Source organism: Paraburkholderia sp. JPY419 (genome assembly GCF_050435705.1).
Lineage (GTDB): Bacteria > Pseudomonadota > Gammaproteobacteria > Burkholderiales > Burkholderiaceae > Paraburkholderia > Paraburkholderia youngii.
In genome coordinates, this window is sequence record NZ_JBNDKV010000002.1 from 1,831,763 (window position 1) to 1,852,178 (window position 20,416).

The 20,416-nt window shown below is 63.6% G+C and carries 15 protein-coding genes, 1 tRNA gene and 1 pseudogene; 5 read left to right on the forward strand and 12 right to left on the reverse strand.

The features are described 5' to 3' along the window. Window positions 1-75 precede the first annotated feature (75 nt). The 8 genes and pseudogenes from esaR to def all read right to left on the reverse strand — a co-directional run bounded on the left by esaR (window position 76) and on the right by def (window position 8,667). Window positions 76-765: a response regulator transcription factor EsaR gene (gene esaR, locus QFZ91_RS14530; RefSeq protein ID WP_176109833.1), complete on the reverse strand. Its 690-nt coding sequence runs from the start codon at window positions 763-765 to the stop codon at window positions 76-78. Beyond that, the gene (locus QFZ91_RS14535) at window positions 766-3,192 is read right to left on the reverse strand and encodes an ATP-binding protein (protein ID WP_429567622.1); all 2,427 of its coding nucleotides are present in this window, start codon (window positions 3,190-3,192) and stop codon (window positions 766-768) included. It lies immediately after the preceding gene. Beyond that, window positions 3,182-3,781: a DUF4390 domain-containing protein gene (locus QFZ91_RS14540; RefSeq protein WP_176109835.1), complete on the reverse strand. Its 600-nt coding sequence runs from the start codon at window positions 3,779-3,781 to the stop codon at window positions 3,182-3,184. Before QFZ91_RS14540 ends, QFZ91_RS14535 begins: the two co-directional genes overlap by 11 nt. Further along, complete coding sequence (rsmB, locus tag QFZ91_RS14545) at window positions 3,778-5,217, reverse strand: 16S rRNA (cytosine(967)-C(5))-methyltransferase RsmB (protein ID WP_429567623.1); 1,440 nt, start codon at window positions 5,215-5,217, stop codon at window positions 3,778-3,780. The genes QFZ91_RS14540 and rsmB overlap by 4 nt, the downstream gene beginning before the upstream one ends. Window positions 5,218-5,415: 198 nt before the next feature. Beyond that, window positions 5,416-6,274: pseudogene (gene htpX / locus QFZ91_RS14550) on the reverse strand (zinc metalloprotease HtpX). 105 nt (window positions 6,275-6,379) lie between these two features. After that, a complete protein-coding gene (locus tag QFZ91_RS14555; protein ID WP_176367364.1) occupies window positions 6,380-7,021 on the reverse strand; it encodes a LysE family translocator in 642 nt (213 codons plus the stop codon). A 117-nt stretch (window positions 7,022-7,138) separates the two neighbouring features. Next, window positions 7,139-8,134, reverse strand: a complete 996-nt coding sequence (fmt, locus tag QFZ91_RS14560) for a methionyl-tRNA formyltransferase (RefSeq protein WP_429567624.1) — start codon at window positions 8,132-8,134, stop codon at window positions 7,139-7,141. 29 nt (window positions 8,135-8,163) lie between these two features. Then, window positions 8,164-8,667: a peptide deformylase gene (def, locus tag QFZ91_RS14565; protein WP_429567625.1), complete on the reverse strand. Its 504-nt coding sequence runs from the start codon at window positions 8,665-8,667 to the stop codon at window positions 8,164-8,166. Between the two features lie 275 nt (window positions 8,668-8,942). Between def and dprA the strand changes: the two genes are divergently transcribed. From dprA to QFZ91_RS14580, 3 genes are all read left to right on the forward strand, one after another. Continuing rightward, window positions 8,943-10,169, forward strand: a complete 1,227-nt coding sequence (gene dprA / locus QFZ91_RS14570; protein ID WP_429567626.1) for a DNA-processing protein DprA — start codon at window positions 8,943-8,945, stop codon at window positions 10,167-10,169. A gap of 101 nt (window positions 10,170-10,270) precedes the next feature. Further along, a complete protein-coding gene (locus QFZ91_RS14575) occupies window positions 10,271-10,648 on the forward strand; it encodes a thioredoxin family protein (protein ID WP_176380643.1) in 378 nt (125 codons plus the stop codon). Between the two features lie 310 nt (window positions 10,649-10,958). Next, window positions 10,959-13,625, forward strand: a complete 2,667-nt coding sequence (locus tag QFZ91_RS14580; protein ID WP_429567627.1) for a DNA topoisomerase III — start codon at window positions 10,959-10,961, stop codon at window positions 13,623-13,625. Between the two features lie 194 nt (window positions 13,626-13,819). On the opposite strand, the gene QFZ91_RS14585 is transcribed toward QFZ91_RS14580, so the two are convergent. Next, window positions 13,820-14,926 (reverse strand): LysR family transcriptional regulator, encoded by a 1,107-nt coding sequence (locus QFZ91_RS14585; protein WP_176380641.1) that lies wholly within the window; start codon window positions 14,924-14,926, stop codon window positions 13,820-13,822. Window positions 14,927-15,265: 339 nt separating this feature from the next. Then, window positions 15,266-17,122 carry a phosphoenolpyruvate carboxykinase (GTP) gene (locus QFZ91_RS14590; RefSeq protein ID WP_429567628.1) on the reverse strand — a complete coding sequence of 619 codons (1,857 nt, stop codon included), beginning with the start codon at window positions 17,120-17,122 and terminating at the stop codon, window positions 15,266-15,268. 387 nt (window positions 17,123-17,509) lie between these two features. On the opposite strand from QFZ91_RS14590, the gene QFZ91_RS14595 reads away from it, so the two are divergent. Continuing rightward, window positions 17,510-18,523 (forward strand): D-2-hydroxyacid dehydrogenase family protein, encoded by a 1,014-nt coding sequence (locus QFZ91_RS14595; protein WP_429567629.1) that lies wholly within the window; start codon window positions 17,510-17,512, stop codon window positions 18,521-18,523. A gap of 58 nt (window positions 18,524-18,581) precedes the next feature. On the opposite strand, the gene QFZ91_RS14600 is transcribed toward QFZ91_RS14595, so the two are convergent. Beyond that, window positions 18,582-19,460 carry a patatin-like phospholipase family protein gene (locus QFZ91_RS14600; protein WP_429567630.1) on the reverse strand — a complete coding sequence of 293 codons (879 nt, stop codon included), beginning with the start codon at window positions 19,458-19,460 and terminating at the stop codon, window positions 18,582-18,584. 70 nt (window positions 19,461-19,530) lie between these two features. Next, the gene (locus QFZ91_RS14605) at window positions 19,531-19,935 is read right to left on the reverse strand and encodes a PaaI family thioesterase (protein ID WP_176109847.1); all 405 of its coding nucleotides are present in this window, start codon (window positions 19,933-19,935) and stop codon (window positions 19,531-19,533) included. A gap of 200 nt (window positions 19,936-20,135) precedes the next feature. Between QFZ91_RS14605 and QFZ91_RS14610 the strand changes: the two genes are divergently transcribed. Then, window positions 20,136-20,211 (forward strand) — tRNA-Lys (locus tag QFZ91_RS14610). Window positions 20,212-20,416 lie beyond the last annotated feature (205 nt).

The window sequence follows — 20,416 nt, forward strand, 5'->3', positions numbered from 1 at the left end:
TCAAGCGATCTGCAGTTCAGCAAGCCCTTTCATAAAAAATATTGCCGGGCCGCGTTTGCATGCAACACATGGCGCTTACTCGCCCTTGTTCTTGCCGAGATCGACGCCGAGTTGCTTCAGCTTGCGATAAAGATGCGTGCGCTCCAAACCGGTTTTCTCGGCGACGCGCGTCATGCTGCCGTTCTCGCGCGCAAGGTGATATTCGAAGTACGCGCGCTCGAACGCGTCGCGCGCATCGCGCAGCGGAATGTCGAACGAGATCGACGCGGTTTGCGCGGCGAGCGCGCCGCCGCCGACGCCATCGGCCGACAGCATCGGCAATGCGGCCGCCGACGCGACCGACGATGCGCTGACCGGCAACGCCGGCTTCGCGGCCACACCGCCAGGCACGGCCGCCGAGTTGCCGCGCGCAAGTCCCTGCTCGACCGCCTTCAGCAGCTTCTGCAACGCGATCGGCTTTTCGAGGAAGTTGAGCGCGCCGATCTTTGTGGCCTCGACTGCGGTGTCGATCGTCGCGTGACCGGACATCATGATGACGGGCATCGTCAATTGACCTTGCGCGGCCCATTCTTTGAGCAGCGTTACGCCGTCGGTGTCCGGCATCCAGATGTCGAGCAGCACGAGGTCCGGCGCCTGACGCAGCCGGAACTCGCGCGCCTCCTGCGCGTTTTCAGCGGCCTCCACGACGTGTCCCTCGTCGCTGAGGATCTCCGAGAGCAGTTCCCGGATGCCCATTTCATCATCTACCACCAGGATGGTTGCCATTTACGCTGCCCTTGTCTGCACTGTTGCTTTTGTCGTTCCCTGCGACGCGCCACTATGCGCCAGATGCGCACCCGAACCAGGTGCACCCGGCTGCGCGGGCTCGTCCGCCAGTTGAAGGAAGAGAATCGAAATCTGCGCGCCTTCGATCACGTCGCCAGCCTTCATGCGATTGCGAATGTCGATGCGCGCGCCATGTTCGTCGACGATCTTCTTGACCATCGCAAGTCCCAGACCCGTACCTTTGGCCTTGGTCGTCACGTACGGCTCGAACGCGCGCGTGAGGATACGCGCGGGGAAGCCCGGTCCGTTATCCGACACGGTCAGACGTACCGCGACGCGCGCCTTGCCTTGCACGTCGGGGTCTCCGTATTCTACTGTCCTCGTCTCGAGCAAAACACGCGGATGCGCGACTTCCGCGACCGCGTCCTGCGCGTTCTGCAGCAGGTTGTGGATCACCTGACGCAATTGCGTGGCGTCGCCGCGTATTGCCGGCAAGGCCGCAAGCTCGACCTGGATCACACCCTTGCCTTCCTCGATACCGTACAGCGTGAGCACTTCGCTGACCAGATCGTTCAATTGCAGATGCGCGAGGACCGCGGGCGGTGTGCGCGCGTAGTCGCGGAAATCGTCGACCATCTGCTTCATCGCCGCAACCTGATTGACGATCGTCGTCGCACCGCGCTTCAGCACGTCCGCATCCGACGGCGCGAGCTTGTCGGCGAGCTTCATCTGCAAACGCTCGGCTGACAGTTGAATCGGCGTGAGCGGATTCTTGATCTCGTGCGCGAGGCGCCGTGCGACTTCGCCCCATGCAATCGACCGCTGTGCGGAGATCACGTCGGAGATGTCGTCGAACACGACCACGTAGCCCGAGGTCTGGATGTCTTCGGCATCGCGCTCGTTCGCCGCGACGAGCCGTGCGCCGCGCACGAGCAACGTGAGCGGCTCGGTCTCGCCGGGAACCGGCACCGAGAACTGCTGCTGCCAATGACCGTTGTCGTCATGGCCGTCTTCGCTCGCCGCTTCGCGATCGGCGAATGCCTTGCGCACCATCGCGCCGAATTCGCCGAGCACGCCGATCTGGTCGAGCGACGAACCGAGCACCGTCTGGAACGGCTGACGGAAAATCCGCTCGGCGCCGCGATTCGCGGTGGTCAGCCGAAATTGCCGGTCGAATACGAACACGCCTGCGGTCAGGTTCGCGAGGATGCTCTCGAGATACGCCTTCGAATGCTCGAGCGCGATACGATTTTTCTCGACGGCCCCGCGCGCTTCCGCCAACTGCCGCGTCATCGCGTTGAACGACTGAGTCAGGAAGCCCAGTTCGTCGCGCGATTTGATCTCGCGCTTCGGCGTGTAGTCGCCCTCGGTGATTTCCTTCGTGCCCTGCGCGAGCAGGAACAGCGGCCGCGCGAGCTGATTGCCGAGCGCGAGCGCGAGCATCATCGCGATGAAGGTCGCGAGAAACAGCGACAGCGTCAGCGTGCCGATGTACATCTTGCGCAGGCCGGTGCGGCCGAGCGCCTTCTCCTGATACTCGCGATACGCGCGCTGCACCGCGTCGGCATTGCGCGCGAGTGTCGTCGAAACTGGCTGTGTCAGTTGCAGGAAGCGCTCGGCGGGCTGCAATAGCGATGCGTTCGCATCGGGAATACGCTGCACCACGCGCAGACGCAGCGCGCCCTTGCCGCCCTGCGCGTGCGCGTCGCCGTCCACCTCGCCTTCGATCGCCGCATAGCCGTGGCCTCGCGCCTGCTCGATCATCAACGGTGTCGGCAGATCGTTCGGCAGCAGCATCGCGTAATTGCTGGACGCCTGCGCGACCACGTGCATGTCCGGCGTCGCGCCCGACATGCTGCGGGTCGGCTCGACGATCGTCGCGTCCTGCACGCCGAACTGGTCGCGCAGACGCAGCAACGTCAGCGTGGTGCCGGCCGCATCCGCGCTCGCGATCTGCTCGGACATCAGACGCGCCTTCGTCTGCAAATCGGACAGCGACGCGTCGAGCATCCCGCGCCCGAGATTGAGGCCGGACGCTAGCGCGGTTTCGACGTTCACGTCGAACCACGACTCGATGCTGCGCGACACGAACTGATACGACACGATGTAGATGATGCCGCCCGGCACCACGCCGACCAGCGCCATAAAGAACGCGAGCTTCGCGAGTAGCCGTGTGCCGAATTTGCCCGTGCGTAAGCGCACAACGATGATGACGACGAGCGTCGCCACCACCAGCAGAAAGATCATCGCGACCGCGACGTTGGCCGCGTACAGCCACTGGTAATAGCGGTCGAAGAATTCGGTGTTCGCGCTCGCGGCGGCCAGCAATACGAGCAGCAGCACGGCCGTGACCGCGACCGTCGACACCAGCACGCGCACGACGATGCTGCTGACACTGGTGGAAGATGAGCGCACTTTATTTAGCACGATCGGCCGCCGTGAAAGTGAAGCGCTTCCAATCGGAGGCGAGGTTCCAGTCGCGGTTGTTCACCGCGTCGATCTGGAACGGCTTGGGCATCAGCCCGATGTCGAGTTGCATGCGCACCGACGCGTTATAGGTTTCGCCGACACGCACCTCATTGCGGTCGATAACGTGCCACGACGTCACGTGCTTGATCACGGCGAGCGCATCCTTCAGCGTGGAAAAGCCGAGCTGCAAGCCGCCCGACTGCACGCTCGACACGCGATATTCGCGCGTGAGCGGCTGGAACGACAGCCGCAAGCTTTGCGACACGCTGACCGGCTGCTCGTCGAACCAGTACCAGCGCGGCCGGCTCAATTCGAAATCGGTCGTGAAATAAAGCGGAATGCCTTTGTTGACCGCGTCTTCGAGATTGCTGTTCAGCTCGAATTCGAAATGCGCATCGAGACTCCAACCGCCGTTGTCCGCCTGCAGCGACGCCCGCTGCACCGCGATCGAGTCAGCGTGCGCCGCGCCCGGCGCTGCAAGCCAGACGGCCAGCGCGATCCAGAGCACGGCAGCGAGCCGAAGCGGGAAGAAGCGTTTTATGGTCACCGTTTCTGAAAGCGCGCGTAGAAAAATCCGTCGTGGTCTGAGTTCGTGCCGGCGCTGAATTCAGCGGGTCGTCCAGCATGAGAACCGGCCGATGAGTCGGCGGGCGCGCGAGCAACTGAGGGTAAAAGCTGCCCCGGCGCGTCCAATCGTACCGCATCCTGATGCTGGTTTCCAAACCACTGAGCCTGCAACTCGCCTTCTTCGGGGAAGACCGAACAGGTAACGTAAAGCAACTCGCCGCCGGGTTTCACGAGCGGCCACAGCGCGTCGAGAATGCGGCGCTGTTCGGCGACGAGCGCGGCGATATCCGACTGGCGACGCAGCCAGCGGATATCCGGATGACGCCGCACGATGCCCGACGCAGAGCATGGCACGTCGGCGAGGATGCGGTCGAACGGTTGGTCAAGATCGTCGTGCCACTGCGCGGGGTTGCCCGCGTCGCCGATGCGCACTTCCGCTTCGAGCTTCAGACGCCGCAGATTTTCGCCGATGCGGCGCGCGCGCGACGCATCGCTTTCGAGCGCAACGAGTTGAATGTTGGCGAGTTCGAGCAGATGGCCGGTCTTGCCGCCAGGGGCCGCGCATGCGTCGAGCACGCGCATGCCGTCACGCACGCCGAGCAATTGCGCGGCGAGTTGCGCGCCTGCGTCCTGTACAGACACGACCCCTTCGCTGAAGCCCGGAATGCGCTCGACCGGCATCGGCGTGGCGAGCGTGACCGCGTGCTCGCCGGCCTTGCTTGCGGCGATCTGCTGGCGTTGCAACTCTTGCAGATAGGCGTCGACCGTCGAATGGCGCGCGTTCACGCGCAACGTCAGCGGACCTTGCGTGTTGCCGACGGCCAGCACCGATTGCCACGCCTCGGGCCATGCGCGCTTCACCGCGTCGATCCACCAGGCCGGATAGTTCCAGCGCGCGGCTTCGTCGGCTTGCACGGCGGCGAGCAACGTGTCGCGCTCGCGCAAGAAGTTACGCAGCACCGCGTTGACGAGCCCCTTCGCGAACCCGAACTCGCGGCGCGCGCCGATCGCCCTGACCGCCTGGTCGACGACCGTAAACGGCGTGTAAGCGGCGCTCGCTTCGTCGTCGACGAGCAGTGCGAGCGCGCACGCAAGCACATGCGCGACGTGCGGCGGTGGCGCTTTCTTCACGAGCTTCGCAATCAGCCACTCGGCGGTCGCGAGACGGCGCATCGTGCGATAGGCGATGTCCTGCACCGCGCCGCGCGCCGCTGCGGCGTTGCCCTCGGGCATCGACACGAACACGCTTTGCAGCGCCGCGGGCAAGGCCGCGCCTAGACGCACGGCGCCGACGGCCTGAGCCGCGCAGTCGAGCGCGAACCCGAGCGATTCGGGTGACAGATGCAGCGCCGACAAAGGGGATTCGCGCGAGCGCGCCGACGAGGAAGCAGAACGCGAAGAAGGCTTTGAAGTCATGAAGGGAGCAAGGGCCAGCCGCACGGTGCGCGCGGCGCAATCAGCGCACATTGTAGCGTGGCGCCGGTGGGGCGCAGCCGTGCGGGGGCGGCGGCAGACGCTGTCGCGCGGTGGCGACGAACGGTGCGAAAAAAAAAGCGAGCCTCGCGGGCCCGCTCTTCAGTACTTCAGGATCGACGCGCCGAACGACGCGGCGGCTCAGTCAAAGCGCCCGGTGCGCGCCATTTCCATCAGACGCGCGATGCGTTCTTCGGTCGCAGGGTGTGTCGAGAACAGGTTCGCAATACCTCCGCCCGAGAGCGGATTCATGATCATCATCTGCGCGGTGGCCGGATGCGCCTCGGCCGTCGGGAACGGAATGCCGCTCGCATAGCGATGGATCTTGTCGAGCGCCGACGCCAAGGCCTGCGGGTCGCCCGAAATTTGCGCGCCGCCACGGTCGGCTTCGAATTCGCGCGCACGCGAAATCGCCATCTGGATCAGCGCGCCCGCAATCGGCGCGAGCAGCGCAACCGCGATGCTCGCGATCGGGTTCGCGGGACGCCCGTTTTCGTCGCGGCCGCCGAAGAACATCGCGAAGTTCGCCAACGCGGAAATCGCGCCGGCCATGGTCGCAGAAATCGTCGAGATCAGAATGTCGCGGTGCTTCACGTGCGAAAGCTCGTGCGCCATCACGCCGCGCATTTCGCGCTCGGACAGCACGCGCAGAATGCCGGTGGTCGCCGCGACCGCCGCGTGCTCCGGATTGCGGCCGGTGGCGAATGCGTTCGGCGCGTCTTCGTTGATCAGGTAGACGCGCGGCATCGGCAGGTTCGCGCGCGTGGCGAGATCGCGCACCATCCGATAGAACTGCGGCGCACTGTTTTCGTCGACTTCCTGCGCGTTGTACATGCGCAGGACCATCTTGTCGGAGAACCAGTACGAAAAGAAATTCATCCCAAGGGCGATCACGAGCGCGAGCATCATGCCGCGCGACCCGCCGATCATCCCGCCGATCACGATGAAAAGGGCCGTAATCGCGGCCATCAACATCGCGGTTTTCAACCCAATTGAACATGTCTGCAACTCCTTGCCCCGAGCGTGGCCTTCGTCTCCGTGCCGCGCGATTGCGGCGCCAGATTGTAAGCGAAACGTTAGATATGGGCGATGCGGGAAAATTCAATCATCGCGAGGCGGTCGCGAGTTTGATGCCGAGGCCCACGAACGCGCTGCCGACGCCGCGATCGAGCCAACGCTTGACCGTCGGCTTGCCCGAGAAACGCTGCGTGACGCTGCCCGCGATCCACGCGACGAAGCTGTTCCAGACCATGCTCATCAGCACGAAGACCGCGCCGAGCGCCAGAAACGCGAAGGTCTTGTGTTCGCTGCCCGTCGCCACGAACTGCGGGAAGAACGACACGAAGAACAGCACGACCTTCGGGTTCAGCACATTGGTCCAGAAGCCTTGCAGGAACAACTGCCGCAGCGACTTCGGCGTGGACGGCGCACGCGCGTCGCCGGCAGGTGCAACCGCGGCCGGCTTCGTGAAGATCAGGCGCACACCCAGATAGATCAGATAAATCGCGCCGACGAATTTGACGATGGTGAACGCGGTGGCCGACGCGGCCAGCAGCGCGGTCAGCCCGAACGCGCAGGCCAGCGAGTGAATGCAGCAGCCCGCCGAAATGCCGAGCGCCGACATCAGCCCCGCGCCGCGGCCCTGGGCGACGCTGCGCCCGACGATATAAGCGGTATCCGGCCCCGGCGTGATGTTCAGGAGAAAAACCGCGACGATGAAAAACTCGAAATGGACGATGCCGAACATGTGATGAACCCTCGAAAACCATGGTCTGCTGCATGGAGGATTCTAACGCGCGGCGGGCTCGCGGCGGGCGCAGGGAACGCCGGCGGAATCAACGATGCTCCGGGGTGCGCGCCGCGCCTATTGCGCCTCGGGAAGCTCGAAGCGCTGGCCTGCGGCGAGCGGCGAACCGGTAAGGAATTCGCGCACCGGCAGGCGCTTGCCACCGGGCTTCTGCAATTGCGTCAGACGCAGTGCGCCTTCGCCGCAAGCGACCAGCACGCCGTCGGGAGAAACCTCGGTGATAGTGCCTGGCGCCTTGTCGTTGCCGGAGGTCGGCGAGGCCACGGCGGTGGCGGCCCAGATCTTGACGGTGCTGCCGTCGGCGAGCGTGCCGGCGCCGCCGGGGAACGGATCGAACGCGCGCACCTGGCGCGCGAGCGCCTCGGCCGGGCGGCGCCAGTCGAGCGCCGCTTCGTGCTTGGCGATTTTCTCGGCGTAGGTCACGCCGTCGGCCGGTTGCGGGGTCGAGGCCAGCTTGCCGCTGCGCTCGAGCTCGGTCAGGGCATCGACGATCAGTTGCGCGCCGTGCTCGGCGAGGCGGTCGTGCAGCGTGGCGGTGGTGTCGTCGGCGGAGATCGGGGTGCGGACTTCGGAGATCATCGCGCCGGTGTCGAGGCCGGCGTCCATCTGCATCAGCGTGATGCCGGTTTGCGCGTCGCCCGCTTCGATTGCGCGATGAATCGGCGCCGCGCCGCGCCAGCGCGGCAGCAGCGACGCGTGAATGTTGATGCAGCCGAAGCGCGGAATGTCGAGCACTTCCTGCGGCAGGATCAGCCCGTAGGCGGCGACCACCATCACGTCGTGCGGCGTCGCGCGCAGTTGCTCGATGCCGGCGACGGCTTCCTCGGGGTACTTGCCGGCGCGGCGCAGCGACGTGGGCTGCGCAACCGCGAGGCCATGCTCCTGTGCGTAGCGCTTGACGGGGCTCGCCTGCAGCTTCATGCCGCGTCCCGCGGGCCGGTCCGGCTGTGTCAAGACGAGCGGCAGGGCAAACCCGGCGCGATGAATCGCGGCCAGCGCGGCCGCGGCGAATTCCGGCGTACCGGCAAAGATGACGCGCAACGAATGAGTCATGAACGAGCGGCGGGCAAGTTGAAAGCGCGTTACATCGCGTGGGCGAGCTTCTTCATCTTGCTCTTGATGCGCGTTTGCTTCAGCGGCGACAAATATTCGACGAACACGCGGCCCATCAGGTGATCCATCTCGTGCTGGATGCACACGGCGAGGAGGCCCTCGCAATCGAGCTCGAACGTTTCGCCCTTCTCGTTGAGCGCACGCACGCGCACTTTCTCGGCACGCTCGACGTTGTCGTAGATCCCGGGCACCGACAGGCAGCCCTCTTCCGACAACTTCCTCTCATCGCTCGACCAGATGATTTCCGGGTTGATGAACGCGAGCAATTCGTCGTGCGTTTCCGACACGTCGATCACGATCACGCGTTCGTGCACGTCCACCTGGGTGGCGGCGAGGCCGACGCCGGGCGCCGCGTACATCGTTTCGGACATGTCGGCGACGAGGCGGCGGATACGATCGTTGACCTCCTCGACTGGCTTCGCCACCTTGTGCAGCCGTTTGTCGGGGTAATTGAGGATATTCAGTAAAGCCATGATTTCGAGTGTGATTTCAGACGCCGCTAACCATTGGAGGCTCGCGTTGGCCATTCGGCCAGGTTGTGAGCCCGTCGTAATACGCAGAGGATAGATGGTGTCGAACCAGTTCGATTCAACGCGCCTCGCGCGCCCGACGACGAACCCGCGCGCTCACGCGCGGCGCCGCGGTATTCGCGGCTCATTGCCGTTCTATTGCACGGCTTTATTTCGGATCATGAAAATTTTAGCATGGCGCCCGCCTGCCCGCAGGCCCCGCCAGAGGAGCGACCCACATGCACACCTTGCCCGCAACTCGTATCGAACTGGCCGCCTGGCTGCGGTTGTCGCTTGCACCGGGCCTCAGACCCGCGGCGTTGCGCCTGTTGCTAGCCGCATTCGGACTGCCGGAAGCGCTGTTTGCGCAGTCGCCGGATGCGCTCGCCGAGGTCGCCGGTGAGACCGCTGCGCGCGCGGTGCTGGCGCCGCCGGGTCCGGCGTTCGACGGCCAGCTCGAGGCGGTGCTCGCATGGCGCGAGCAGCCGGGCAACCAGATCGTCACGCTCGACGACCCCGCCTACCCGCCCGCGCTGCTGACGATGCCCGATCCGCCGCCGCTTCTATATATAAAGGGCCGGCTCGATCTGCTGCATACGCGCGCGGTCGCGCTGGTGGGCAGCCGCAGCGCGACGCCGCAGGGCATCGAGGATGCGCGGCGGTTCGCGCGAGCGCTGTCGGCGGCGGGCGTGACGGTCGTCTCGGGGCTCGCGCTCGGCATCGACGGCGCCGCGCATCGGGGCGGGCTCGAAGGTGTCGGCGGGACGGTCGCGGTGATCGGCACTGGCGCGGACCTCGTATATCCGGCCGCGCATCAGGCGCTCGCGCGGCAGATCGGAGCGCAGGGCGCAATTCTGTCGGAGTGGCCGCTAGGCACGCCCGCGCGCGCCGCCAATTTCCCACAGCGCAACCGCCTGATCGCCGGGCTGGTCGGCGGAGTCGTGATCGTCGAGGCGGCTATGCGCTCCGGTTCGCTGATTACCGCGCGGCTCGCCAACGAGATGGGGCGCGACGTGTTCGCGTTGCCAGGATCGATTTACGCGCCGTTGTCGCGCGGCTGTCATCGGATGATCAAGCAGGGCGCGCGGCTCGTGGAAACACCAGACGAGGTGCTGGAAGAGCTGGGCTTTGTCCGACGGACGGCGAACCACGCGGGACGCGCAGCGAAACAGGCCGCTCCGCTGGATCAGGCGCGTTTGCGCGTTTCGTCGGGCGGGACCGCTTTGCGAGCTGCGAGCGCCGCCTTCGCCGATACACGGCCGATCGGGCCGGCCCCACAGCCGGCGCTCCCCGACTCCCAACGTCTGCTCGCCGCGCTCGGCCACTCACCGACCACGCTTGAAATTCTCGCCGCTCGCACCGAGATGCAGGACGCGGCCCTGCACGCCGCCCTGCTCCGGCTCGAACTCGCCGGCGAGGTCACGCTGCTGCCCGGCGGCCGCTTCATGCGAGCCCATCATGACTGAGCCGAGACTGACCGGGATCAACACAGACTGGCAACTCTTCGCGACCGGCCATGCTACATTCGCGCCAAAGCACCCGACAAAGCACACAAGGAAATCACCTCATGCCCGCGCTGAACCTCGACACCGACCAGGACCGGATCGCCGAGCGCGTCAACGACCCCGACACTCTGTTCGTTGCATGCCTGTGCGCGGAGTGGTGCGGAACGTGTCGCGAGTACCGGGACGCCTTCAACCAACTGGCCGAGCGGCACCCGGAAGTCTGTTTCGCATGGATCGACATCGAAACTCATGCAGATCGGTTCGACGATCTGGACGTCGAGAATTTCCCGACCGTCCTGATCGAAGACTCGGTGACGACACGGTTTTTCGGTACGGTTTTGCCACAGGTGTCGATCGTCGAGCGGATGCTATCGGATCTGACCGCACTGCCCGGCGTGACCGGTGCGCCGAAGCTGCGGCCTGCGCTGGCGGTCGCCTGAAGGCGGCTTCGCGCGCCGCACGGCCAAACGGAAAGCCTCGCGAAGCGCGGCTTGCGGCACGGGCCGTCGCCGACCATTTCTGGGACAGCATCGCCGCTGGCATCGCTGTCCGCACGCGGCGTTTGCCGCAGTTGATCAACCGCCGGACGCGCAATTATGATGGCGCGCTTTTATCGCACTTGACCCGTTGGGTTCGCGCCTTGTGCTATAAAGCGGTCGTTATTGGGTCGAAAGAGGTCTCAAGCGAGCGTCGCGCGCCATGTTGGCGCTCAAGGCCACCAACCCGGATCTACCAACCTCACATCGAGTCATGTCCAAAGCACTGATCATCGCCGAAAAGCCTTCTGTCGCGAACGACATCGCGCGCGCTTTGGGCGGCTTTACCAAGCATGACGAGTACTACGAAAGCGACGACTACGTTCTTTCGTCGGCAGTGGGCCATCTGCTGGAAATCGCCGCACCCGACGAATACGAAGTCAAGCGCGGCAAGTGGAGCTTTGCCAACCTACCCGTCATTCCTCCGCATTTCGATCTGAATCCGATCGCGAAGAGCGAGTCGCGCCTGAAGGTGCTGACCAAGCTGATGAAGCGCAAGGATATCGACCGTCTGATCAACGCATGCGACGCGGGGCGCGAGGGCGAGCTGATTTTCCGCCTGATCGCTCAGCACGCGAAAGCCAAACAGCCGGTGCAACGGCTGTGGCTGCAGTCGATGACGGCCGGCTCGATCCGCGAGGGTTTCGCACGCCTGCGCAGCGACGAAGAGATGCAGCCGCTCGCCGACGCGGCGCGCTGCCGCTCGGAAGCCGACTGGCTCGTCGGCATCAACGGCACGCGCGCGATGACCGCGTTCAACAGCAAGGGCGGCGGCTTTTTTCTGACCACGGTTGGCCGGGTGCAGACGCCGACGCTGTCGATCGTCGTCGAACGCGAAGAGAAGATTCGTCGCTTCGTGCCGCGCGACTACTGGGAAGTGAAGGCCGAGTTCGTCTGCGCGGCCGGCTTTTATGAAGGCCGCTGGTTCGACCCGAAATTCAAGCGCGACGAGTTCGATCCGGAAAAGCGCGATTCGCGCCTCTGGTCGCTGCCCGCGGCAGAGACGATCGTCGCGGCCTGCCGTGGCCAGATGGGCGTGGTGACCGAGGAGTCGAAACCATCGACCCAGCTGTCGCCGGCCCTCTTCGACCTGACCAGCCTGCAGCGTGAAGCCAACGGCCGCTTCGGCTTTTCGGCGAAGAATACGCTGGGCCTCGCTCAGGCGCTGTACGAAAAGCACAAGGTGCTGACCTATCCGCGAACCGACGCGCGCGCGCTGCCGGAAGACTATCTGGACACGGTCAAGCAGACGCTCGGCATGCTCAAGGAGAGCAACAACTACCTGCCGTTCGCGAAACAGGTGCTCGACAAGGGCTGGGTGAAGCCGAACAAGCGCATCTTCGACAATTCGAAGATCAGCGACCACTTCGCCATCATCCCCACGCTGCAGGCGCCGAAGAATCTGTCTGAGCCGGAACAGAAGCTCTACGACCTCGTCGTCAAACGCTTCCTCGCGGTGTTCTTCCCGGCCGCCGAATACCGTGTGACGACGCGCATCACCGAGGTGGTCGGCCATTACTTCAAGACCGAGGGCAAGGTGCTCGTCGAGCCGGGCTGGCTGCAGGTCTACGGCCGCGAAACCAGCGGCGAAGACGCGAACCTCGTGCCGGTGCAGAAAGACGAAAAGGTCAAGACCGACAAGATCGCCGCGCAGCAACTGGTCACCAAACCGCCCGCACGCTACAACGAAGCGACGCTGCTGTCGGCGATGGAAGGCGCGGGCAAGCTGGTCGAAGACGACGAATTGCGCGAGGCGATGGCGGCCAAGGGGCTCGGCACGCCGGCGACGCGCGCGGCAATCATCGAAGGTCTGCTGACCGAAAAGTACCTGATCCGCGAAGGCCGCGATCTGATTCCGGCCGCCAAGGCCTTCCAGCTGATGACGCTGCTGCGCGGCCTCGGCGTGAAGGAGCTGACCGCACCCGAACTGACCGGGGAATGGGAATACAAGCTATCGCAGATGGAGCGTGGCAACCTGCCGCGCGACGCGTTCATGCAGGAAATCGCGCGCATGACGCAAACCATCGTCAAACGCGCGAAGGAATACGATTCGGATACGATCCCGGGCGATTACGCGACGTTGCAGACACCTTGCCCGAATTGCGGTGGCCAGGTGAAGGAAAATTACCGGCGCTTCGCGTGCTCGAAGTGCGAATTCTCGATCTCGAAGATCCCGGGTGGCCGTCAGTTCGAGATCGCCGAAGTCGAAGAACTGCTGCAGAACAGGACGATCGGACCGCTGTCTGGCTTCCGCAGCAAGATGGGTCGGCCGTTCTCGGCGATCCTGAAACTGTCGCTCGACGACGAGATCAAGAATTACAAGCTCGAGTTCGACTTCGGCCAGGACGCTGCCGGCGAAGACGGCGAACCGCCCGACTTCTCCGATCAGCAGCCGGTCGGCGCGTGTCCGAAGTGTCAGGGCCGCGTGTTCGAGCACGGCATGAGCTACGTCTGCGAAAACTCGGTGGCGAGTCCGAAGTCGTGCGACTTCCGCTCCGGCAAGGTGATCCTGCAGCAGGAAATCACCCGCGAGCAGATGGCCAAGCTGCTCGAGGAAGGGCGCACCGATCTGCTGACGAACTTCAAGTCGTCGCGTACCGGCCGAAACTTCAAGGCGTTCCTCGTCAAGCAGAACGACGGCAAGATCGGCTTTGAATTCGAGAAGAAGGAGCCGGCGGCGGCGAAGACCGCGGCAGCGAAGACTTCAGGTGCTCGTTCGGCGGCGAAGGCGATGCCGGAAGCGGACGAAGGCGATACCGCGGTGGCAGTGAAGGCCGAGCCGGCGGAAAAGAAGGTGGCGGCGAAGAAGGCGCCCGCCGCCAAGACCGCGGCGGCCAAGAAGGCACCGGCGAAAAAGACCGCGGCGCGAAAAATCGGCTAATTAGGCGGGATTCGGATCGGCGGCTCGCGGGGTAGAAGGAATGGCTACATTCCGCCGCCGCGATCGGCGATCCGTGCATAGCCCGCGCTTTGCTCTGCATCCGCATCTGCCCATAGAAAAAGGCGCAGTCACTTCAGGTGACTGCGCCTTTTTACTGTCCGCCCGCATCGCTGCGGGCTTAGACATTCAGCGATTTAGAGCGGCGACAACGCCGTCGGACGGCTGCTGCGGTTGGACGACTTCGTCATCGGCTTCGGTACGGCAGGCGACAGCTCGCTATCGAGGAGCCGCGACAGCGGCTCCGCACCATCGAACGCTTCGGGGGCGCGGGACTCGGCAGTTTCGAACGCGGCCGACGTCGCCGGGCGCTCCAAACCGTCCTTGATCCACTGTTCGCCGAGCACGCTGTTCGGCGTCTGGCTGAAGTGCTCGACCAGATGATCGATGAACGTGCGCACCTTGGCCGGCAGGTGACGGCGGCTCGGGTACGCAATGTTGATCTCGACCTGCGGCAAACGGTAATCGCCGAGCAAACGCACGAGCCGGCCACGCGTCATGTCGCGACCGATCAGATAGCTCGGCAGAATCGCGATGCCCATGCCCAGCAGCGCAAACTGCCGCAGCATCTCAGTGTTGTTGGCGACGATCACGTTCGACGGCCGCACGCGCACTTCGCCTTCCGGCCCCGTGAACACGCGTTCATCGCCCCAGTATTCGGACGGCAAGCTCAGGCACGGATGTTCGAGCAGATGCTCGGGACGCGTCGGCGTGCCATGCTTTTCCAGATAAGCCGGCGTCGCGCAGACGGTCATACAGCCGGTGGTCAAACGCCGCGTGACGATGCTCGCGCTGCGCATTTGCCGCGCGATCACGACGCCGACGTCGAAACCTTCCTCGACCAGATCGACCTGACGATCGACCAGCGTGACGTCGGGAATGACTTTCGGATAGCGCTCCGCATACGTTTGCAGCACGGGCGCGAGGTTATGCAGCCCGAACACGACGGGCGCGACGATGCGCAGGGTGCCGACGGGTTCGTGATTGCGAGCGACCACCATCTGTTCGACGTCTTCCAGTTCGTCGAGAATTTGACGGGCGCGCTCGAGATAGACCTGACCGGATTCGGTCAGCGACAAGCTGCGTGTCGTGCGATTGAGCAGCCGCGTACCAAGACGGCCTTCGAGGTCGGCAACATGACGGGTGGCAACCGCATTGGAAATATCCATCGCGCCCGCGGCGCGGGCAAAACTGCCGAGATCCGCCACCTTGACGAAAACTCGCATCGACTGCAAATGATCCATAGGACAACTCCCTGCCTTGTTACTGCTTCCTGACAATAGGTGAAAACCAGTGAAGCGAACTTGGAATTCTCCTACGACTCGCAATATCGTGCAGAAGTTGCCCGCAAAACAGGAAATATTGTCGATTTTGGTACGACCATGTCGATAAAACCGGGTCCGACCAACGATTGTTCCCAAATCGAAAACAATCTGCCGCGCTGCAGCTTGCACTGTCTTTTTTGTTCGAACAGATGCAACGGTTGCCCCGGTGTTGCGGAAGTCGAAGGATGGGCACCAATCCGGCCCCAAAGAAAAAGCCGCCCGAGGGCGGCTTTTCAGGCTAAGTGGGCACTCACATAGTCAAGCTGTGAGTTTTTCCTCGAGCGCCCGCTTAGCTTCCGATAGCGCCGGCGGCAGACCGTGTTGCAGTGTGTCAAACAGCTTCGTGTGCAACGCGAGCTCGTCGCGCCATGCAGCGGCGTCGACGGAAATCACCTGCTCGAACTGCTCGCGGGTGAAGTTCAGACCGCTCCAGTCGATGTCCCCATAGTGCGGCGAAATGCCGAACGCATGCTCTTCGCCCTGCGCGGTGCCTTCGATGCGACCGACCATCCAGCTCAGCACGCGCATGTTCTCGCCAAAGCCGGGCCACACGAACTTGCCGTCCGGACCCTTGCGGAACCAGTTAACGCAGAAGATTTTCGGCAGCTTCGCGCTAAGCTGCTGCAAACGCTCGCCGGTCTTCAGCCAATGGCTGAAATAGTCGCTCATGTTGTAGCCGCAGAACGGCAGCATCGCGAACGGATCGCGGCGCACCACGCCCTGCTGGCCAGCGGCCGCGGCGGTGGTTTCGGAGCCCATCGTCGCTGCCATGTAGACGCCCTCGACCCAGTTGCGCGCTTCGGTCACGAGCGGCACGGTGGTCGAGCGACGACCGCCGAAGATGAACGCGTCGATGGCGACGCCGGCCGGGTTTTCCCAGTCCGCATCGATCGACGGGCACTGCGAAGCCGGCGCCGTGAAGCGTGCGTTCGGATGCGCCGCCTTGCGGCCGGTTTCCTTTGCGTCGGCCGGCGTCCAGTCCTTGCCCTGCCAGTCGATCAGGTGCGCCGGCGGCTCGTCGGTCATGCCTTCCCACCACACGTCGCCGTCGTCGGTCAGCGCGACGTTTGTGAAGATCACGTTTTCCTTCAAGGTGGCGAGCGCGTTGAAGTTGGTCTTTTCACTCGTGCCCGGCGCAACGCCGAAGTAGCCGGCTTCCGGATTGATCGCGTACAGGCGGCCGTCCTTGCCCGGCTTGATCCACGCGATATCGTCGCCGATCGTCGAGATTTTCCAGCCGTTCAGGCCGGCCGGCGGAATCAGCATCGCAAAGTTGGTCTTGCCGCACGCCGACGGGAACGCCGCAGCCACGTGATGCTTGCGCCCTTCCGGCGAAGTGACGCCGAGAATCAGCATGTGTTCGGCGAGCCAGCCCTCGTCCCGGCCCATCGTCGATGCAATGCGCAGCGCGAAGCACTTCTTGCCGAGCAGCGCGTTGCCGCCATAGCCCGAGCCAAAGCTCCAGATTTCGCGCGATTCGGGGAAATGCACGATGTACTTGGTCTTGTTGCAAGGCCAAGACACGTCCTGCTCGCCCTCCGCAAGCGGCGCGCCGACCGAATGCACGCATGGCACGAACGGGCCGTCCTCGCCGAGCACGTCGTACACCTTGCGGCCCATGCGCGTCATGATGCGCATGTTGGTCACGACGTATGGGCTGTCGCTCAACTCGACGCCGATGTGCGCGATCGGCGAGCCGAGCGGGCCCATCGAGAAAGGCACCACGTACATCGTGCGGCCGCGCATCGCGCCGTCGAACAGGCCGTCGAGCGTCGCGCGCATTTCGGCCGGAGCGATCCAGTTGTTGGTCGGGCCGGCGTCCTCGGCGCGCTGCGAGCAGATGAAAGTACGATCTTCCACGCGCGCGACGTCGGACGGATCGGACCACGCGAGATAGGAATTGGGACGCTTGGCGGGGTTGAGTTTCTTCAGGGTTCCTGCTTCGACCATCTGCGCGCACAGGCGGTCATATTCTTCCTGCGAGCCGTCGCACCAGACCACTTGTGCGGGCTTGGTCAGCGCTGCGACGCGCTGGACCCAGTCGATCAGCTTTCGGTGTTTGACCCATGTGGGCGCCTCGATAGTGGGCGGCCCTTCGAACGAGGGAAGATTCATCGACTTGTCTCCGTTTGAAGCAAAAAAAAAACGGTACAAGCCCTGGGACGCTGCATGCGAGAGGCATTGAATTCATCACGCCGACGTGCCAATTTCCGACTGCCGGCGCATGATTGCGCAAATCGTCCTGGGCCACACAGCTTGTCAGGCGGAGGCCCGCGTCTACAAGGCTTCTGCAACCTTGTGTAAAGCGGCTTGCCTCAGCACGCAACAAACTGCTAAAAACGTTCTCAATTCGCCTTCACGTAGCGCTGCCGTTCTTTTTTTGGTGCGGCAACTTCTACGGTAGGGCATCTAGCCAGACCAGCGTGTGACCTAAGTCACATGCTGGGACAGTCAGCATAACATTCGGTTCGCACCACGCGGGTGCGCCGCAAATTACATACCATGAAGATTGCCATCCTCGACGATTACCAGGACGCCGTTCGCAAGCTCGACTGCTTTCAATTGCTGGCCGACCAGGAAGTCAAAGTATTCAACAATACCGTGCGCGGTCTCGGACAACTTGCGAGCCGTCTTGCGGAAGTCGACGCCCTCGTCCTGATCCGCGAACGTACTCGCATCACGTCGCAACTGCTCGATAAGCTGCCGCGTTTGCGGATGATCAGTCAGACCGGCAAAGTGGCGAGCCACATCGATCTGGCTGCCTGTACCGAGCGCGGCATTGCCGTGCTCGAAGGCACCGGTTCGCCGGTCGCGCCGGCTGAACTGACGTGGGCACTCATCATGGCCGCCCAACGTCGTATTCCGCAATACGTGGCAAACCTTAAGCAGGGCGCCTGGCAGCAGTCGGGGCTGAAGACGTCGGCGCTGCCGCCGAACTTCGGTTTGGGGCAAGTGCTGCGCGGCCAGACGCTGGGGATTTGGGGCTACGGCAAGATCGGCCGGCTGGTCGCCGGCTACGGCAAGGCGTTCGGCATGAACGTGCTGATCTGGGGCCGCGAGCATTCGCGCGAAGCCGCTCGCGCCGATGGCTACGGCGTCGCGGCGAGTCGTGAGGAACTGTTCGAGACCAGCGATGTGTTGTCGCTGCATCTGCGTCTGCACGACGACACGCGCGGCATCGTCAAGCAGGACGATCTGATGCGCATGAAGCCGACCGCGCTGCTCGTGAACACGAGCCGCGCCGAGCTGCTCGAAGAGAACGCGCTGGTCAACGCGCTATCGCACAACCGTCCGGGGATGGTCGCGATCGACGTCTACGAAAGCGAGCCGATCCTGCAGGGCTATAGCCTGCTGCGCATGGAAAACGTGATCTGCACGCCGCACATCGGCTACGTGGAGCGCGAGAGCTACGAGCTGTATTTTTCGGCGGCGTTCAAGAACATCCTCGCTTTCGATGCCGGCGATACCGCCAGTGTCGCAAATCCGGAGGCACTGCAGGGCGGGCGTCGGCGGTGATGGGTGGGCGAAGTGGCCGGCGGGTTAGGTGTGTCCAGCCCTGCCCTGCCGCATTTGCTTACCGCGCTTCGTGCGCTCCCGCCTCCATCAATGCGGGGATGCGTTCAAGAAAGACCTCGCCGTCGGCACGGCCAAGGTTATAGGCGTGCACCATCTGCGATGGACTCGTGTAATCCCAACTCGAAATCGGCACCTTGCGCGACGGCTGCACGTAAAGCCGTTGCTGCACGCCGTGCGGCACGACGAACATCTGCGGCCGCGGATAAAGACGCGTGACCATCACGAGCACGTTGCCGGGCGTGTCGGCATCTAGTGCGCCGACCGGCACGTTATCGACCATGCCGCCGTCCAGCACCGGCCGGCCGTTGCGCCGCAGAACCGGCGTGAACGGCGGTGTACTCGACGATTGCAGGATCAGGTCTGCCAACTCGTCGACGCTCGCGCAATCCTGCGCGCGCACGAATTCAGGATGAAAGCCGAGTGTCCGACCAAGCGTCGGATGCAGCGTCTTGCGCAGGTATTTTTCGATGTTGTACGCGACCAGCCCCGCCGCGACCGCGCTTCGCGCGCCGAGCCAGCGCGGCAGATGCGACACGCCGATGCGGATTTCCGGCGCCTGTGCGAGCCTCGAAAACTTGTCGCCATAGATATCGAGCAGCGCTTGCCGGTAGATCCGGTAATGTGGGAACACCGACTCGCCGCGCAGCAGGTTGCCCCAGTAGGCGTTGCGCGTGTTGTGGCGCAGCGCGTCCTCGTAATAACGCATGACCCAGTCGGAATCACCGCGCGTGTAAATCATGCAGGCGGTTGCGGCGCCGGCCGAAATGCCGGTGATCACGCGCGGACGGATGTTGAGCCGCGGCTGCACGACGTCCCAGAAACCCGCCTGCCACCAGCAGCGGTTGCCTCCACCGGCGAAAACGACCTGATCGAACATGCTGCTTTTCCTTGCTTTGCTTTGCTCTTGCTACGGTGGATTGTGTGGCCGGCTCGGGTCCGTCGGGCGTTCACTCGAGCAACGCGTAGGTCGTGGTGGCATGAACGGCCATGTTGCCGCCTTCGTCGAACAGTTCGACTTCGCCGAACACGAGATTGCGGCCCATGCGCAGCACACGCGCCTTGATCAGCACATCGCCCTTGCGGACCGCGCGCATGAAGTTAATGTTCAGCGACACCGTGCTCATCGGCTTGAAGCCGCCGAGCGCGGCGGTGATGGCGACGACCATCGCCGTATCCGCGGCCGCCATGAACACCTGGCCACTGATCATGCCGCCCGAGTGACGCCACTCGCCAGAGAATGGCAAACGCAGTGTGGCGCTTTCCTCGTCGACCTTGATCGGCGTCAGCGTGAGCGCCCGGACCCATGGCGCGAGGACTCGGTCGAGCAACTGGGTAATCTCTTTGTCATCCATGGCAATCCCGGTCGAAAGCCGCGATGCTGCACGCAGCGTAGTGTCCGCGACATGATACCGGCCGCGTTGGACGCGACGATGTTTTCTGGACGGCGGCTTTGTCGAGGGAACGCTCAAGTACGGGCGATGCGATTTTTTTAATAAAACGGCGAATAGGGCTTGGCAATCTCGAAAAGATCCTGCATAATTTCGCTTCTGTTGGGGCGTTAGCTCAGTTGGTAGAGCAGCGGACTCTTAATCCGTAGGTCGAGTGTTCGAGTCACTCACGCCCCACCACCAGATTCAAGCAAAAAGCCCGGTCACTGCGACCGGGCTTTTTGCGTTCCGGGCGCGGTTATATCGACCATTCTCCACTCATTTCGCATAATTTCTCTAATTTCCCTCAAGTTTCTCGAACAGCAGCCGACATTCATATGCCTTTCCTTTCCTCACATGAATGGAAAGACGAGTATCAACAAAGAAATAAATTCAAATGATTGGC